General features: G+C 69.8%; 10 protein-coding genes, 1 tRNA gene and 1 pseudogene. 3 read left to right on the top strand and 9 right to left on the bottom strand.

The window, feature by feature from the left end; all coding sequences use genetic code 11:
- Nucleotides 1-58: 58 nt before the first annotated feature.
- Nucleotides 59-1393, bottom strand: a complete 1335-nt coding sequence (locus tag J4N02_RS00130; RefSeq protein ID WP_188334195.1) for a DMT family transporter — start codon at nt 1391-1393, stop codon at nt 59-61.
- Nucleotides 1394-1621: 228 nt separating this feature from the next.
- On the opposite strand from J4N02_RS00130, the gene J4N02_RS00125 reads away from it, so the two are divergent.
- The 3 genes and pseudogenes from J4N02_RS00125 to J4N02_RS17230 form a co-directional block, all read left to right on the top strand.
- Nucleotides 1622-2227, top strand: coding sequence for an HNH endonuclease family protein (locus tag J4N02_RS00125; protein ID WP_208091043.1), 606 nt, complete (start codon nt 1622-1624; stop codon nt 2225-2227).
- A protein-coding gene (locus J4N02_RS00120) for an IS5 family transposase (RefSeq protein WP_375539363.1) occupies nt 2199-3096 on the top strand; the annotation gives its coding sequence in 2 pieces (ribosomal slippage) (nt 2199-2545 and nt 2544-3096; 900 coding nt in all). Before J4N02_RS00125 ends, J4N02_RS00120 begins: the two co-directional genes overlap by 29 nt.
- Nucleotides 2988-3314: pseudogene (locus J4N02_RS17230) on the top strand (MGMT family protein); the annotation flags it as partial. The gene J4N02_RS00120 and the pseudogene J4N02_RS17230, both read left to right, overlap by 109 nt.
- Nucleotides 3315-3795: 481 nt before the next feature.
- Here J4N02_RS17230 and J4N02_RS00110 read toward each other — a convergent pair.
- The 8 genes from J4N02_RS00110 to J4N02_RS00075 form a co-directional block, all read right to left on the bottom strand.
- Nucleotides 3796-3872: transfer RNA gene (locus J4N02_RS00110), tRNA-Ile, on the bottom strand.
- Nucleotides 3873-3994: 122 nt separating this feature from the next.
- On the bottom strand, nt 3995-4609 hold the full coding sequence (locus tag J4N02_RS00105; protein ID WP_188334193.1) for a CDP-alcohol phosphatidyltransferase family protein: 615 nt from the start codon (nt 4607-4609) through the stop codon (nt 3995-3997).
- A gap of 1 nt (nt 4610) precedes the next feature.
- Nucleotides 4611-5093, bottom strand: coding sequence for a DUF3566 domain-containing protein (locus J4N02_RS00100; protein WP_182817372.1), 483 nt, complete (start codon nt 5091-5093; stop codon nt 4611-4613).
- Nucleotides 5086-7680, bottom strand: coding sequence for a DNA gyrase subunit A (gene gyrA, locus J4N02_RS00095; RefSeq protein ID WP_188334209.1), 2595 nt, complete (start codon nt 7678-7680; stop codon nt 5086-5088). Before gyrA ends, J4N02_RS00100 begins: the two co-directional genes overlap by 8 nt.
- A gap of 233 nt (nt 7681-7913) precedes the next feature.
- The gene (gyrB, locus tag J4N02_RS00090; RefSeq protein ID WP_375539362.1) at nt 7914-9974 is read right to left on the bottom strand and encodes a DNA topoisomerase (ATP-hydrolyzing) subunit B; all 2061 of its coding nucleotides are present in this window, start codon (nt 9972-9974) and stop codon (nt 7914-7916) included.
- Nucleotides 9975-10194: 220 nt separating this feature from the next.
- On the bottom strand, nt 10195-11913 hold the full coding sequence (locus tag J4N02_RS00085) for an alpha/beta hydrolase (protein ID WP_182817368.1): 1719 nt from the start codon (nt 11911-11913) through the stop codon (nt 10195-10197).
- A 161-nt stretch (nt 11914-12074) separates the two neighbouring features.
- Entirely contained in the window at nt 12075-12653 is a 579-nt protein-coding gene (locus J4N02_RS00080; RefSeq protein WP_182817366.1) for a hypothetical protein, read from the bottom strand.
- A gap of 10 nt (nt 12654-12663) precedes the next feature.
- Entirely contained in the window at nt 12664-17952 is a 5289-nt protein-coding gene (locus tag J4N02_RS00075; protein WP_188334192.1) for a DUF6531 domain-containing protein, read from the bottom strand.
- Nucleotides 17953-18079 lie beyond the last annotated feature (127 nt).

Genomic DNA, 18079 nt, shown 5'->3' with positions numbered 1-18079 from the left:
GGGGAGTGGAAGTGCCAGGGGGCGCCCGTGACCCGGGCGCCCACCCGCGCCAGGGCGGTCAGGATCTCTCGCCTCCCCCCTGCCCATCCTGGATGACGATGACCATCAGGGCCGCGGCGACGACCGTCTGCGCGATGGTGAAGGCCGTGTTCCAGCCGATCTGGCCTGTCACGAAGTTGTGTGCGGCGGCGGCGATGCCGAGGAGCACCGCAGCGGCGCCGAGCAGGGCGAACACGGCACGGCTCCTCGCCCCCTGGCGTTCTCGTGGAACGGCGGCAGCATCGGCCCCAAGCTCTGCGGAGCCCGCTCTCCTCTTGCCGGTGAGCGCTCCGACGCCTGCCTGGATCAACCCGTTCTGCCACCCGACACACGCGAGGATCAGCGCCACGCCCACCCACTGCAGCCAGGACGGCCACTCGGCGAACAGGGGGCCAGCGATGATGACCGAGGTCACGGGCGAGAGCAGCAGGATGCCGGCGGACAGGGTCGGGTGCAGCCAGACCGAGCCGTACTGGACGAGGGTCCAGGCAGCAGCCTGGCCGAGGACGATCAGCAGGGCCAGGGCGACCCAGTTGCCGAAGTTGATCGGGTCGCCGGCCATGGTGGCCTCGCGCAGGGACGGGTTGGCGCCCAGCGTCGTCGGCAGCACCATCTCGCCGGTGGTCGGGTCCTGGGTGAGAACGCCGCGGGTGATGTTGAAGCCGTTGCCGCCGGTGAACATCCAGATGACCGGGGCAACCGCCTGGGCCAGCATCGTGTACATCATCGGCTGGATGTAGAGGTCCTTGCGCGGGGCACTGGTGGACGCCTTCCGCGAAAGGTACAGGTAGAGGGAGTAGCACAGGCCGGAGGTGAGACCGGCGGCGGTACCGATGACCGACGTCTTGATCCCGCCGATCATCGCCGGGCCGGCCGCACCCTCAGCCGGCTCGAAGACGCCGCCGGTAAAGAGGACACCGACGATCATGATCGGCAGGATGAAGACGAACGACTTGGGCAACTTCACCTTGTCGATGAGGGCCGTCAGCATCGGCACGATCACGACCTGCAGGTTGAGCAGAATCGCTGCGACACCGGAACCGATCAGGAAGATCGAATAGTTCCAGGCGACGAAGTCGATTCCGAGGAAGATGCCCGAGATCGCAGCCAGGATGATGCCTTGGCGGTGCAGACCTCCCTTGCGCCGGATTTCGTGGAGCCCCAGGGGCAGGAGAATGAGAAAGCCGAGGATGACACGCAGGAAGGCTTGCGTGGCCGGGTCCATGTTGGAAGCCTTGACCCACAACGGGGTCCCCGAGAGGAAGAGGGTGCCGAGGAGCAGCCAGAGGACGGCCTTGCCGTGGGTCACCTCCTTGACCGGGACGCCTGTCCTCGCGCTGGCCAACTGGTTCATGAACGTCAATCCTTCCGGGAAGCAAGCGGCGGGCGGGGGGCGGTCGGTCGGTGCGGCCGCCCGGGCAACGCACGGCGGGGCCCCGGGGAACGCCTCCCCGGGAAACAACACCCTAGTAACACTGGTCGCGACGGGGGGGGGAACACAGAATGTCGTGGCAACAAGGGTTTCTACCGCAGAAGTTCACGCACGGACGCCAAGCCGCCCACAAGAAGGGCAAGTTCTCCGGTGTCCGGCCGCATCTTGGTCTCGCTCGACGGCGGCGGAAGCGCCACCATCTGGCCCGAACTCACCACCTCGAACATTGCTGCCGAGCAACTCGCCATCGCCGGCATGAAGGTGAAGGGCCTGCTCGAGGAGTCCCTGCGTCCGAAGGAGCCGGTCGATGCCAGGCAGCTCACGATCGAGCACGTGTTACCGCAAACCCTGACGGACGCCGTGCGCACCGAGTTCGGCGCAACCTTGCCGGCAGAGGCGGAGGTGGCGTTCGAGCACGAGCGCCTGGTCCACACGCTGGGGAATCTCACGCTCACCGGGTACAACAGCGAGCTGAGCAACCGGCCGTTCTCTCAGAAACGCACGATGCTCGCCAAGAGCGGCGTGCGGATGAACCAGACGATCGCGGAGCACCCGACGTGGGGTGCCAGCGAGATCACCGACCGCGGGCAGGCACTGGCGGAGCGCATCATCGACCTGTGGCCCGGCCCCAACGAGAAACTCGTGGGGGTCCGTGACGGGGAATCGGAACTGCGCCTAGGGCGTGTCTCGTTACCCTGCAGGGGCTTCTCGGGCAGGGTGAGGTCCCGTGAGTCGGATGCCGGTGTTGACCGATGAGGACTGGGCTCGGTTGGCGCCGTTGATGCCCCGAGCCGGTGCCAGGGGTGGCCGGCCGTGGGCGGATCACCGGCTGGTGGTGGAGGGCATCGTGTGGCGCTACCGCACGGGGAGCCCGTGGCGGGACCTGCCCGCCGAGTTCGGGGCGTGGCAGACCGTGTGGGCCCGGCACCGAGCGTGGAGCGAGGACGGCACCTGGGACAAGATCCACGCCATGCTGATGGCCCAGGCGGACGCGGCCGGGCGGATCGACTGGTCAGTGAACGTGGACTCCACGATCAACCGGGCGCACCAGCACGGCACCAACCTGCCCCGGGACACAGGGGGCGCCACCGAACTACAACAATCTGCGACTGGAACCGTCTGACCACGGCATCGGGCGTTCCCGGGGCGGGTTGACCAGCAAGATCCACCACCTCGTCGACGGCCGCGGTGCCCCGATGGTCGTGGTCGTGTCAGCCGGCCAGTCCGGTGACTCGCCGATGCTGCCGGTCCTGCTGGACCACCTGTCGGTGCCCCGGATCGGACCGGGCCGGCCCCGCACCACCCCGGACCGGTTGCGGGGCGACAAGGCCTACTCCGCCCGCGGGCACCGCTCGCTGCTGCGCTCGCGAGGGATCACCACCACCATCCCTGAACCGGCCGACCAGATCGCGAACCGGAAACGCCGCGGCAGCAGCGGAGGCAGACCTCCCGCCTTCGACCCGGTCGACTACAAGAACCGCAACCACGTCGAACGCTCGTTCAACCACGGCAAGCAATGGCGCGGGTTCGCCACCCGCTACGACAAACTCGGCATCGTCTACCGCGGGGCCGCGGTCCTGAACGCGATCATCAGATGGCTCCAACGGTTACGAGACACGCCCTAGACGTCGCCACGGTGCTGGCCGAGATCCCCTCCGGCCGGTGGACCACCCACGGCGAAGTAGCGGTCGTGGTCGGCAGTCACCCCGTCCCGGTGGGGCAGGCGATCGCGAACCACCCGATGCCGAACCCGTGGCGTGTGCTGAACGCTGGCGGGACCCTGTCTGCCCAATTCCGCTGGACCGACCAGCACCGGACGGACGACCCTCGTGACCTGCTCCGTGCGGAGGGGGTCCACGTCGACGTGGTGGGTCGTGCCGACCCGGAGCGGTTCATGGACGCCGTCGAACTGGCGGCCGGAATGGGGCTGGACATCGATGCGTCCACTCTGAGGAGGCGCCGCCGTCGGCAGGCAAGACAACCACAGATCCTGGGGGCCTGGGCGTCCAGCAGGCCGCGTTTTGGACGTCGGTGCAGCAGTGGGGCCGCCAACATGCCACGCACGCTTTCTTCCACCGATCGCCAGGATGCCGACACTGGGCCAACCGCATCATTCGTGAGCGTCCCGGCGACTTCCGGGACCCCGGACAGGCTGACCGACTGGTGCAGTGGCTCGTACGGACCGCCGATGACTTCGTTCGAGTCCTCCATGCACTCCGCGCCTGATCGACGGTGTAACCGACACGATTGGGCACATGTTGGGCACGAAATCCTCGGAAGTGGGCATGCAAAAACCCCCTGCCCTAGTGGGAGGGGGTTTTGCGTGGTGGGCCTAACTGGACTTGAACCAGTGACCTCTGCCTTATCAGGGCAGCGCTCTAACCGTCTGAGCTATAGGCCCGCTGTGCGGTGCACCGGGGAGACACTCTAGCGCCCGGGGTGCGGGGGGCTCAAATCGAGTCCGGCAACCCGATCGCCGCACGGAAAGCAGGCTGTCGCCGCAGGGAACGCAGGCTGTCGGCGTCAGGCGCGCAGCGACTGGCGGTGGCGCTGGGCCTTGGTGATGTAGCCCAGCGCCGCGATGACGTGCAGCACCACACCGACGACCAGGAGCACCTGGCCGATCGCGTCCGCCGCCGGCCACACGGTGGCGCCCATGACGACGAACAGCACGGCGACGAACAGGACGGCTGTGCGGGACTTGCCGACCCAGCTCACGCCCAGTTCACCGGCCCGGGCCGCCTTGGCCGCCGAAACAGCGACCACCATGTCGACGACCACGATGATGCCCAGCACCCACCAACCGATGACGCCCGACACCGACAGTGTCAACGCCAGGCCCCAGATGCCGAGGCGGTCGGTGAACGGGTCGAGCCACTCCCCCAGCTTCGAGCGCTGGTCGAGCAACCGGGCCAGCAGGCCGTCCACCCAGTCGGTCGAGGCCCAGATCGCCAGCAGCACCACGGGCAGCCACGATCCCTGGACTCCGTGCCACACGAACCAGCACACCGGCACGAGCAGCAACAGGCGCAGCAGCGTCACCGCGTTCGGGATCGTCCACGGGCGCAGCGGCTCGTCGGGCCCTGACTGGCGTCGGGGCGTCGCCACCGAGCGGGGGTGAACCGGCGGCTCGGACATCTCAGTCCTCGGCGAGCGTCAACTCCAGGCCGCCCAGGATGTTGGCGGACAGGTTGTACAGGAAGGCGAAGATCGTGCCCAGCGCGGTGAGGATCACGACGTTCGCCACCGCGAAGATCGTCGTGAAGCCCATCAGCTTGTTGGTGTTCACGAAGTCCTCGACCCGGGTCGGGGTCAGGTTCTGGTCGGAGCTCAGCAGCGTGGTCAGCACGCCGTTGATCGCCTCGATCATCCCGGACGCCCCGATCAGCGTCCACAGCACGTAGACGGCGACCCAGGTCATGATGCCGGCGGCGATCGAGAACAGGAACGACGTCTTCATCACCGACCACGGGTCCACCCGCGAGATGCGCAGGCGGGCCCGCCGCACGCGGATGCTCGGGCGCGGGCGCGTGTCGGACTTCGCCGTGCGCTTCTCGGCGACCGGCTCGAACTCATTGCCGGACGCCGTACGCAACGTCTCCTGTGGTTGGGTGTCAGTCACCGCTGTCCTCCTCGCCCGGAGCCGCATCCTCCGATTCCGGTGCCTCAACGGTAGCCGCTGCATCGCCATCCGTCGCGTCGACGGCCTCGGCCTCGGCGGCAACCTCGGCAGCAGCACCCTCCTCGGCCGTCTCCGGCGTCTCGGGGTAGAGCGCGATCACGGTGACGGTGTCGTCGCCCGACAGGGTGACGAACTTCACCCCCATGGTGTCGCGGCCCTTGGCCGGCACGCCCAACACGGACGACCGGATCACCTGGCCGGACTGCTTGATGGCGATCACCTCGTCGTCCTCGCTCACGACGAGGCCGCCGACGAGCGACCCGCGGTCCTCGTTCAGCTTCATCGCCTTGATGCCCAGGCCGCCACGGCCCTGCAGGCGGTACTCCGACACGGCCGTCCGCTTGGCGAAGCCGCCGTCGGTGACCGTGAAGACGAACCGGTCGTCCTCGGGGGTGTCGGCGTCGATCACGGCCATCGACAACAGCTCGTCGCCGGCGCGGAACTTCATGCCCGTCACACCCGACGTCGCGCGGCCCATCGGGCGCAGCTGCGCGTCGTCGGCGCGGAACCGGATCGCCTGGCCCTTCTTCGACACCAGCAGCACGTCGTCCTCCGACGAGCACACCCCAGCGCCGATCAGCTCGTCGTCCTCGTCGCGGAAGTTGATGGCGATCAGGCCGGCCTGCCGGGCCGAGTCGTACGCCGTGAGGTCGGTCTTCTTGACCAGGCCGCGCTTGGTGGCGAGCAGCAGGTAGGGCTTGTCCTCGTACGTGCGGATCGTCTGGATCGAGGCGATCTTCTCGTCCGGCAGGAACGACAGCAGCCCGGCCACGTGGCCGCCCTTCGCGTCGCGGGACGCCTCGGGCAGCTGCCAGACCTTGCTGCGGTAGACGCGGCCGAAGTTGGTGAAGAACAGCAGCCAGTGGTGGCTGGACGCCGTGAACAGGTGCTGCACCTCATCTTCTGAGCGCAGCGTCGCGCCACGAACGCCCTTGCCGCCGCGCTTCTGCAGGCGGTACTGGTCGGAGCGCGTCCGCTTCACGTAGCCGCCGTAGGTGATGGTGACGACCATGTCCTCGTCGGGGATGAAGTCCTCGTCGGAGAGGTCACCGTCGGCGGCGATGATCCGCGTGCGGCGCTCGTCGCCCCACTTGTCGGTGATCTCCTGCAGCTCGGTGGAGATGATCTGCCGCTGCCGCTCGGGCTTGGCCAGGATGTCCTTGAGGTCCTCGATCTGGGCCTCCATCGCGGCCAGGCGCTCGATGATCGCCTGGATCTCCATGGCGGCCAGGCGGCGCAGCTGCGTGTTGAGGATGTTGTTGGCCTGCAGGTCGTCGATGTCGAGCAGCTTCTTCAGGCCGTCGCGCGCCTCGTCGGCGGTCTTGCTGGCCCGGATGAGCGCGATGACCTCGTCGAGCATGTTGAGCGCCTTGACCAGGCCGCGGTCGAGGTGGGCCTTGCGCTCGAGGTCCTCCAGACGGAACTGCGTGCGGCGCTGGATGACCTGCACCTGGTGGCGGATCCAGTAGCCCAGGAACTGGTCGAGGCGCAGCGTGCGCGGCACCGAGTCGACCAGGGCGAGCATGTTGCAGCCGAACGTGTCCTGCAGCGGCGTGAACTTGTACAGGTTGTTCATCACCACGCGCGGCTGGGCGTCCCGCTTCAGGACGATGACCAGGCGCTGGCCGGTGCGCGCCGAGGAGTCGTCGCGAATGTCGGAGATGCCGGTGAGACGCCCCGAGTTCACGAGCTCGGCGATCTTCAGGGCGAGGTTGTCGGGGTTGCACATGTGCGGCAGCTCGGTGACGACGAGCTGGGTGCGCCCCTTGTTGTCCTCCTCGATGTCGATCACCGCGCGCATGGTGACCAGGCCGCGACCGGTGCGATAGGCGTCCTCGATGCCCTTGCGCCCGACGATCAGCGCGCCGTTGGGGAAGTCGGGCCCCTTCACGTGCTCCATGCACGCCGCGAGGTTCTCCTCCTTGGACGCCTCGGGGTGGGCCAGCATCCACTGCACAGCCGCATTGACCTCGAGCAGGTTGTGCGGCGGGATGTTGGTCGCCATGCCCACCGCGATACCCGTCGAACCGTTGACGAGCAGGTTCGGGAACCGGGCCGGCAGCACGACCGGCTCGGTGTCCTTGTTGTCGTAGTTGGGCTGGAAGTCGACGGTGTTCTCGTCGATGTCGCGCACCATCTCCATGGCGAGCGGGTTCATCTTCGACTCGGTGTATCGCATGGCGGCCGCGCCGTCGTTGCCGGGCGAGCCGAAGTTGCCCTGGCCATCAACCAACTTGTGGCGCATCACCCACGGCTGCGCGAGGCGCACGAGGGTGTCGTAGATCGCCGTGTCGCCGTGGGGGTGGTACTTACCCATGACGTCACCGACGATGCGGGAGCACTTGTTCCAGCCGCGGTCGGGCCGGTAACCGCCGTCGTACATCGTGTAGAGCACACGCCGGTGCACCGGCTTGAGCCCGTCGCGCACGTCGGGCAGCGCGCGCCCGACGATGACCGACATCGCGTAGTCGAGGTAGCTCTTCTGGATCTCCTCGTTGAGGTCGATCTCCTCGACCTTGCCGGTCATCGCCACCAGGGCGTCCTTGTCGGACGCCACGGCCGCGACCGGGCTCTCACCCGGGTCGGGGGTGAAGGCGTCCGCCTTGTCGAGCTCGGCGTGGATCTCGTCGCTGACCTCCGGCGGCGAGTCGGGGGACTCGGGCGTGCCGGGCGAGGTGGGCGTGTCACTCATGGTTGTTCTCTCCTTGGCCCTTCGACAAGCTCAGGGAACTGTGGGTAGCTGGCTCAGGGACCTGGTCGTCAGATGTCGAGGAACCGGACGTCCTTGGCGTTGCGCTGGATGAAGTTCCTGCGCTGCTCCACGTCTTCGCCCATCAGGATGTTGAACATGTCGGACGCCGCCGCAGCGTCCTCGAGGGTCACCTGCGCCAGGGTGCGCTGCTCGGGATCCATGGTCGTGTTCCACAGGTCCTCGGCGTCCATCTCGCCCAGACCCTTGTACCGCTGGATCGGGTTCACGTTCGGCAGCTTCTTGCCACCTTCGAGGCCCACATCGCGCAGCCGGTCGCGCTCCTCGTCGGAGTACGCCAACTCGTGCGGCGCGTTCGTCCAGCGCAGGCGGAACAGCGGCGGCTGGGCCAGGTAGACGTGGCCCGCCGCGATGAGCGGCCGAAGGAACCGGAACAGCAGCGTCAGCAGCAGGGTGCGGATGTGCGCGCCGTCGACGTCGGCGTCCGCCATCAGGACGACCTTGTGGTAGCGCAGGCGCTCGATGTCGAAGTCGTCGGAGAAGCCGGTGCCGAGCGCGTTGAAGATCGCCTCGACCTCCTTGTTGGCCAGGATGCGGTCCAGCCGCGCCTTCTCGACGTTCAGGATCTTGCCGCGGATCGGCAGGATCGCCTGGGTGCGCGGGTCGCGCCCACCCTTGGCCGAACCACCGGCGGAGTCACCCTCGACGATGAACACCTCACACTCGACCGGGTTGCGGCTGGAGCAGTCGGCGAGCTTGCCGGGCAGGCTCGTCGAGCCGAGCAGTCCCTTGCGGTTGCGGGCCATGTCGCGGGCCTTGCGGGCCGCCATGCGCGCCATAGCGGCGGCCTGGGCCTTGCGGATGATGTCCTTGCCCTCGGCCGGGTTCTTCTCGAACCAGTCGCCGAGCAGGTCGTTGACGACCTTCTGCACGAAGCTCTTGGCCTCGGTGTTGCCCAGCTTGGTCTTGGTCTGGCCCTCGAACTGCGGCTCGCCGAGCTTGATCGAGATGATGGCGGTCAGCCCCTCGCGGATGTCGTCACCGCTGGGCCGGTCCTCCTTCTTCTTGATCATCCCCCACGTCTCGCCCCACCGGTTCACGGTGTTGGTCAGCGCCGCGCGGAAACCCTCCTCGTGCGTGCCGCCCTCGTGGGTGTTGATCGTGTTCGCGAAGGTGTGCACCGACTCGCTGAACGAGACATTCCACTGCATGGCGACCTCGAGCGACAGCTTGTCGGTCGGCGACTCGGCGTCGATCGCGATCACGGTGGGGTGGATCGTGTCCTTGTTGCCCGTGAGGTACTTCACGTAGTCGATCAGGCCGTCGTCGTAGCGGAACGTGATCTCCTCGGGGTGGCCGGAGACGTCGTCCTCGAAGTCATCCAGGCCGGCGCCGTTCCCGTTGCCGTTGCCCTCGGTGGACGCCGCAGGTCGCTCGTCGCGCAGCCGAATGGTGAGCCCCTTGTTGAGGAACGCCATCTCGCGGAAACGGCTGGCCAGGGTCTCCCAGTTGAAGTGCGTGGTCTCGAAGATCGTCGGCGAGGCGTGGAACGTGACGGTCGTGCCGATCTCGTCCTCCTCGCCCAACTCCTCCAGCCGCTGCAGGTCGTAGTCGGGGACGCCGAGGGTGAACTCCTGGCGCCAGTGGTACCCGTCGCGGTTCACGTCGACCTGGAAGTGGTCGCTCAGCGCGTTCACCACCGAGGCGCCCACGCCGTGCAGACCGCCGGAGACCTTGTAGCCGCCGTCGCCGAACTTGCCGCCCGCGTGCAGCACGGTCAGCGCGAGCGTGACCGCCGGGATCTTCTCCTTGGGGTGCAGGTCGACCGGGAAGCCTCGCCCGTTGTCGGTCACCCGGATGCCGTCGCCCGGCAGCAGCGTCACCGTGATCAGGTCGGCGTACCCGGCCAGCGCCTCGTCGACGGAGTTGTCGACGATCTCGTAGACGAGGTGGTGCAGGCCCCGCTCACCGGTCGACCCGATGTACATGCCGGGCCGTTTGCGGACCGCCTCCAGGCCCTCGAGCACCGTGATGGCGCTCGCGTCGTAGACGCCCGCCTCCACCGAGTGCGACGACCCGTTGCGGGGCGCTGACTGGTTCGTGTCCGTCACAGACTTCACATCTCCTAGCACGCGGACGCCGCCCTTCACTCCTGAGTGCGGGGCGGCGACCCTTGAACTCGTCCATCCTACTAGGAAGGCCTCGAAAACCGCGTGTCTGTGAGTGGTGATTTGCCCCTGATCGGGCTTCTGTGGCCGGTTGGGCGTCCGTTCCCCCCGGTTTCCGACCCCCGGTACACCTCCGGGGGGTGAACGGACGCCCAGCGCGGGTTCAGCGGGACTGCGTGACCAGCAGGTCGCGCAGCATGGCGTTGGCCTTCTTGACCTCCTCGGTGCGCATCTTCAACTTGATCGTCCCCTTGGGCCCGATCGAGCCTGCGACCTCGTACGTCTTGTCCTCCAACGGCAGCGGCTTGGCCTGGCACGTGGTGAACGCGGCGGGCTGGACGCCCCGCAGCATGTACGCCTCCACCGCGTCGTCGACGCACGTGGTGCCGTACGGGTAGATGGCGTGCGACCCTTCGTTGTCGACGCTGATCAGCGACGTGTTGGGCACCTGCTGGGCCGAACGGACGCCCGCCTCGTACGGCGTCGCGGCGTCCAGTTCGGTCTGGATCATCAGCGTCTTCGGGGCGTCCTTCTTGGAGAGCTTCTGGGGCATCTCGGTGACCGCCGGCCACTGGGCGCACACCGGGGCCTCCATGAGCGGAGCGATGAACGGCGCCTTCTTGTCGAGGTCAGCGAGCCAGGCCTTCCAGTAGCCCTGCGACTGCTTCCACGGGCCGTCCTGGCAGCGGATCGCCTCGAACTCGAAGCCCGTGTACGTGTAGACCTCGGCGAGGCCACCCCGCTTGGCCGCGGCGAGGTGCTTGTTCAGCCGGGCCTTCTGGTCGGCCGTCAGGGCCGGGTTCTGGGCGGCCTTCTTCACCAGCTTCTCCAGCTGCGCGAGCGCCTGGGCCTCGTCACCACCGGACCCACCCAACTCGATGAACAGGGAGATCATCTCGGCGGCGATCGGGTAGTCACCGGTGTAATACATCGCGGGCAGCAGGACGAAGCCCGTGATGAGCTGGCCGAGCGGGTCGCGGGTGCCGCCGGCCTGCTCCCAGAGGCGACGCAGCTCCTGCGGGTCGCTCGTGGGTGCGCCGAACGTCGCCGCGTTGCGGCCCAGGTAGGGCAGCATGGCTTCCTGGAACTGCCGGTCGCGGCTGCGCGGCTGCAGGTCCCACGTCTCCTGCAGCGACTTGCGCGTCACATCGGTCGAGGAGTCGAGCAGGAAGCGGTGCGTGTGCGTGGGGAACACCCGCTGGTACCAGCTGCCGAGCCACGTGCCGTAGGAGTAGCCGATGTAGCTGAGCTTCGGCTCGCGCATGAGGGCCCGGATGAAGTCCATGTCGTAGGCGGTCTGCTCGGTGTTGATGTACGGGGTGAGCGGGTTGCTGCGGCAGGCGAGCGCCAGGTCCTCGTAGCTCGCGGTCTCCAGGTCACCGGCGTAGTCGCACTCGAGCGGGGTGCTCTCCCCCACGCCGCGCGGGTCGAAGCCGTAGAAGTCGTACTCGGTGGCCAGCTCGGGCGCGAGGAACGCCATGCCCGGCCCCCACAGCAGGCCCGAACCGCCCGGCCCGCCCGGGTTCACCAGCGCGATGCCCTCACGGGTGGCCGGATTCGTGGCGGTCGCCGTCTTCGAAATGCGCAGCGTGATGGTCTTTCCGTCACGGGGGTTGTGCCAGTCGCGCGGCACGGTGACCGTCGCGCACGCCAGCCCGGGAATGTTCTCGAACAACGCGTTGAGGTCCTCGCCGAAGTCGCACGCCTCCCACGCGATGGGTTGGTTGAGCAGGTGTGCGGCCAGGACGCCGGCGTCCGGCTTTGCCTTGCTGGGCGGTGGGGCGGACGCCGCGGGGAGCACCGTCGTTGCCGTGGACAGTGCCAGCGCACCAGCCGCAACCAGGGCGAGCGCACTGCGCCACGAACGAGGTCGGGATGACATGGGGAACCTTTCGCCAGGGGTGTCACACTCCACGGGCGGTGTGGAGTGCCGGGACCATCGTTGCCGTTGTTGGCGGGACGTGTCACCCGTTCTGCGCGACCTCACTCCCAAGAACCGACTTTGGTCGAATGTCTCGGCGACGAGTGCCGGGTTCGGCAGCGCTAGGAGCGACGCCGCTGCAGCGCGGGGCGCACCAGCAGGACCACGAGGCTCACGACCCCGAGGGAGCCCATGATCCGCAGGATCGCCAGGTCGAACGCGGCGGCCCCCCACAGGGCCACGACGACGAAGACGATGTGCGCCACGACGAGCCAGGCCAGGGTGCGCCCGGTGGCGGGGCCCTGTCCGGCCACGCGTTCGCCGGCGATGCGGGTCAGGCAGTCGGCGTCGTAGGGGGGCAGCGACGGTGCCTCGAGCAGGCTTCGTACCCAGGCGACCGCTCGCTTGGGTGGGGGCTGGTCGAACCGGGCGAGCTTCCTCCCCTCGGCGCACGCGGCCCACACGTCGGCGTCCACGAAGCCACCCACGCCGGGCAGGGCGACGTCGACGCCCCAGTACCCCGAGTTCGTCCAGACGCGGACGATGCCGATGGGGGTCGTGGCGTGCAACGTCCGGTCGCCCCGTGGTGCACCGCTGAGCGCTTCCTCCCGCAGCGGCGTGCCGCGGGAGGCGAGCAGGTCGGCCAACTCCCGGATCGGGCCCGGGGCTCGGCCGAGGTCGGCGGGGCGGGTGTCGTTCATCGACGCCACCCTACCCAGCCGAGGGGCCCGGCGGCAGCGCGAGCATCGGGGGCGGTGCCGGCAGCGCCGGCAACGGGGGTGCCCCCGGCGGCAGTGCCAACGGCGCGCTCGGGCCCGGCGGCAACGCCAACGGCGGTGGTGCTCCCGGTGGCAGGGCCAGCGGCCCCGGCGGCGCGGTCGGGGCGACCGGCGCCGGGGTCGGCGGCTGGTAGAGGACCAGCTCGGTCGACGGCGGCCGGTAGAGCACCAGCTCCGTGGACGGGGCGGGTGCCGCCGGCGCCGGGGCCGGTGGCGCCTGGCTCGGGGCCGGGTTGACGGGCACCAGGTCGGTCGAGGTCGACGGCTTCGGCGTGGAGGCGACGTGGCCGATCCCGTTGAGGATGCCCCCGAACAGCGCACCCATCCCCACGCTCTGCGCGACACTGGAGACCAGGTCGGAGCCCGACAAGCCGTCGCGGACTCCGGTGTAGATGCCCGTGACGAGACCCGTGGCGGCACCCGCGCCGGCTCCCCGCCCGAAGGCGCTGAAGACGGTCGCCGCCCGGCCGAGGGGGATCGCTCCGAGGACACCGTTGATGCCGACCTCGACGTAGTCGATCGGCATGCCCGGCTTCTGCAGGGTCTGGGTGACCACGTTGATGCCGGCACTGGCGATACCCGCGCCGATGATCTGGGCGCCCGGGATCGGCGCGAACATGATCGCCACGCCCGCCGCCGTGACCAGGCCGCCGACGATGGTGTCGCCGTTGCGCTCCCAGAAGTTCCCGGTGTGGGCGGCATGGGTGTAATCGGCGAGTTCCTTGTCGGTGACCGGGCGCAGGCCGGTCGGGTCGAGCGCGTGCAACGGGTCGTTGCCCGCATAGCTGTAGGGGTTGCCGGCCCACGGCGCGCCCAGGGTCGGGTCGAGCGGGTCGGGGCTGAGGAATCCGCGCGAGGCAGGGTCGTTGACCCGCTCGCCGAGCCACTCCAACCCCGCGAAGACGACCTGCCCGGACGCCCCGAGGCTGATCGGCCCGTGCGTCGACCCGGTGGCCAGCGCCCACGGATCGACGGCGTCACCGCGCTCGGTACGCCACCCGGTCGCCAGCCAGCCAGCGCCATCGCTGAGGAACCCGGGGGCCGCAGTCACGGCGTCGCCGCCGACCTGAACGGGGGCGACGCTGCGTTCGGCGATGTTCCAGAACACGTCGGCGTCGTTGACGCGGGCGAGTTCGCCGAGGGCGTCCACGTGCACGCTCGTGTGGCCGTGCGGGCCCTCGATGGCCGACAGCCACCCCATCGGGCTCCAGGTGAACGTCGTCTCGCCGTGGGGCCCGACCTCGCCGGTGCGGCGCCCTGCGGCGTCGTAGCTGTAGGTGGTGACCACCCCGTCGGCGTCACGTCGCACCAGTTGGCCGGCGTCGTCGTGGGCGTACGTCCTGGTCGTCGGGCCGTCCGCCTCGCGCACGAGGCGTCCGCCGGCGTCGTACTCCCACCGCTGGGTCGCGGCACCGGTGGTCGCGGACACCAGTTGGCCCGCGGCGTCGTGCCCGTACTCGGTGCGGACGCCGTCGCGCACGATCGTGGCGATCCGGCCGTCGGCGCCCCGCTCCACCTCGGTGCGACTGGTCTCGCCACCACGGGTCAGGGTGTGGGAGACGACGTCCCCGTCCTCGTGCACCCACGCCTGCTCGGCGCCGGGCGCGGTCGCGGCGACGAGGCGCCCGGCCGCGTCCAGGGTGAGCTGCACCCGGCCCGCACCCGCGGCGTCCACGGCGACCCGTCGGCCGACCGGGTCGTACTCGTAGCGGGTCGTGGCGCCGTTGGGGGCCGCGACGGCGGCGCACCGCCCGTCGACGTCGTACGCCCAGTGCACCGTGTCATCGCCACGGGACCGTTCGACGAGGTGGCCGCGGCGGTCCCAGCGCAGGCGATGCGTGACCTCGCCGGCGGGGTCGGTGTGGTCGAGGATGGTGAGCGTGTTCGTCGCGAAGTCGCGCTGGTGCTGCGCCACCGTCTCGCCGTCGAGACTGACTCGGCTGAGGGCGCCGTCGTCGTCGTACGCCCAGGCGACGCGTTCGCCGGTGCCGTACTCGTGCCAGGCCAGGCGCCCGGCCGCGTCGTAGCCGACGTGCTTGCGGCGCCCGAGCGGGTCGACCTCCTCGACCTTCTGGTCGCGGGCGTTGAACGAACGGACGGTGGTGTGGCCCAGCGGGTCGGTGACCTCGACGGCCCGCCCGTTGAGGTCGTAGCGGTAGCGCGTGACCCCGCCGAGGGCGTCCTGCGCCTCGACGAGTTGGCCGGCCGCGTCGTAGGCGAACCGGCGCAACCCCCACTGCCGGCTCCTGATGGCGACGACCCGGCCGACGAGGTCGTACGCCCACGTGGTGCGTCCCAGACCGGGCCGGACCGACGCAGTGACCCGTCCGTTGGCGTCGTACTCGTATCGGAGCACCTCACCGGTCGGGCCGAGCTCGGACTCGAGGCGTCCGTCGGCGTCGATCGTGAACGTGGTGGTGGCGCCCGCGGCGTCCGTCACCGAGGCGAGCTTGCCGCGCGCGTCGTAGGTGTACCGGGTCGTGGCGCCGCCCGGACGCCGCAGGCCCAGCACGCGGCCGGCCGCGTCCCGCTCCAGGCTGGTGACGTTCCCGTCGGGGTCGACGTACTCGACCGGGCGCCCGCACCGGTCGTACCGGGTGAGCTGGCTGCCGTACCCCGGCTGGGTCACGGACACGATCCGACCGATGCGGTCGGTGACGAGCGTGGAGGCGGGGCCGTCCTCGCGAACCGATCCAGTCCGGGTCACCGTGCGGTCGGTGCTGCGGGTGACGACGGTGGTGCGGTCGGTGGGGTCGATGGCGCGGACGGGAGTGCCGTTCAGGTCGTACTCCCAGCGCCACTCGCCGCCCTCGGGGTCGATGGTGGCGACGAGTCGCGACAGCGCGTCGTGGGTGAAGACCCAGGTGCTGCCGTCGGGCAGCTCGGTGCGCGCCAGGTTGCCCAGCGCGTCGAACACGCGCGAGGTCGTGCGCCCCAACGGGTCGGTGACGGATGCCGTCTCCCCGGCCTCGTCGTGCCCGTACTCGGTGCGCGCACCGAACGGGTCGATGACCGCGGCGATGCGTCCGGCCGGCGTGTGTTCGAACCGCCACGTGCCCCCATCGGGGTCGGTGCGCGCGGCGAGTCGTTCGTCCGCCCAGGTGAACGTCGTGCGGTGCCCCAGGGGGGTGGTGCTGGCGACGATCCGACCCGCGGCGTCACGCTCGAGCCGGGCCGTGTTGCCGAGGCCGTCGGCCATCGCGACCAGGTCGCCGTGCTCGTCGTGGGCCATCGTGACCCGAGCCCCGGTCGGGTCGACCGTCTCTGTGAGGAGGCCGTCGGCCCAGGTGAACCCGGTCCGGCCACCCTCGGCGTCGATGATGGTGTGGGGGTTTCGCTCCAGCCCGTCGTACTCGAAGCGGGTGGTGGCGGGGGCATCCCCGCCCTCGACCGTGACGCTCACGACACGGTCGTGCTCGTCCCACGCCGTCTCGACCCGGGCGCCGGACGGGGTCACCTCGGCCGTCAGCCGGGAGCGTTCGTCGTACTCGCGGACGGTGATCGACCCGTCGCGCTCGGTCGTCATCACCACCTGGCCGTACTGGTCGCGGGCCATCGACTGCCGCTGGTCGTGGGCGTCCACGACACCGACGAGGCGGCCGCGGTTGTCGTGGATCCACGTGTTCGCGCGCGACCCATCGGGGTCGGAGACCACCGTGACGTGGCCGGGCAGGTAGGCGAAGCGCGTCACCCGCCCGTGCGGCGAACGCTGCTCCACCACGCGGGAGCGGTCGTCGTAGGTGTTCTCCAGCTCGATGACGCCGTCGGCGTCCGTCACCCGGTGAACGAGGCCGGCGTCGTTCCAGTCGTAGCGGCGCGTGCCCTGGGGCGAGGTGGCCAACACCAGGCGGCCGGCGTCGTCGTAGTCGTAGGTGACGCGTCGACCATCGGACGCCTCGGCGGCGACGACCCGGTCGTCGGACCACGTGAGGTCGATGCGCCGCCCGCGCTGGTGGGTGAGGCGCACCAGGCGCGTCCCGTCCCAGGAGAGCACCACGCGGCTGCCGGGGCCGACGGAGGTCGCGGCGAGGCGTCCGGCGGCGTCGAACTCCCAGCGGGCGCCGGTGTTGTCGGTGATCGCGTGCCCGTCGGGGCGGGCCGTCAGCCAGAAAGCCTCGGTGGTGGCGCGGCCCCAGCCATCGCCCTGTCGGGGGAACAGCACGTGCCGGCCGTCGTCGCGCACCCAGCGGGCGCCGCCGTCGTCGAACAGCAGGCCCGCCTCGGTCCAGGACGACCACCCGGGGCCGAACGCGCCCACCGCGGGGTGCACCGAGTTGTACATGCGGGTCAGGCGGAGGCTTGCGGCCCCACCGCCGAATGTGAGATCGGTCTCGGGCTCGAGGAAGTTGCCGGTCGCCGTGTTGACCGGGTCGTTGGCGTAGCCGGTGGTCGGCGGGGCGCCGATGGCCTCGGGCGCGGTGATCACCAGGTCGTCACGGCTCGCGTTGACCCCCGCCGTCTGCAGGGACGCCGTGATGGCCGCGTTGGAGGTCGTCACCACACCCGAGCTGCCCGCGGCCTCGAAGGCACCGGCCACCGTGTCGGCCCACGACACGTCCTGCCCGTTGGCCGTGAGGTAGGCGGCGAACCCGCCCCACACACCGGCGGCGTCGAGGGACCCCCACGTGCAGGACCCCGTGAAGGCGTCGTAGGCGGTGCGCAGCCGACCGGGGTGCGGCGCGAGCGCGTCGTTGGCCCCCCGGGAGTTGCTGGCGAACGAGCGGAGGTTCGCCGGCCGCGCGGAGGAGGTGCCGGTCGACCCGTTGCCCGACAGCGGTTCCCGCGGCGGGGGTGAGTACGGCGGCACCGACAGGTTCTTGGTCGGGTCGGGGCCCCCGACGGGCGGCGGCTCGCCACCGGTGAACCAGTCACTCACCTTGTCCCAGAAGCCGCGCGCCTCCTGCCGCGCCTTCCAGTCGCGCGCCGTCTGGCGGCGATTCTGCTCGGCCGTGGCGGACGCCTTGAGGTCACCGACCGCCGTGGCCACCTGCCGCAATCGGGTGGCCAGGTGGGACGCGTCGCTGGCCTGCGTCCGGCCGTTCTGCTCGAACAGTTGGGCGTAGTAGCCCTTGAAGTCCTCGAGCCCGTGCGCCACCCAGGAGGCTCGCGACCCGGTCTGACCCTCGATGGCCGAGGCGGCGTTCGTGCACGCGGTCACCAGTGCGTCAGCGGCGCCGTGGTCGAACGGGACGTCCTCGGTGATGCCCTGCATCACGCTCATGGTTGGCCTCCTGGGGGCGAACGGGCGGTCATCTCGAACCTAACAGCACCGACGGGCCCGACCCGTGTTTTCCACAGGGGAGCACTCCCCCCGCCCGACGACCCGGTCGACCGCCGGAGTGCTGGCA

Source organism: Propioniciclava sp. MC1595 (assembly GCF_017569205.1).
GTDB lineage: Bacteria > Actinomycetota > Actinomycetes > Propionibacteriales > Propionibacteriaceae > Propioniciclava.
The sequence above is the reverse complement of the archived record's forward strand: the minus strand, read 5'-3'. Positions and strand labels throughout refer to the sequence as shown.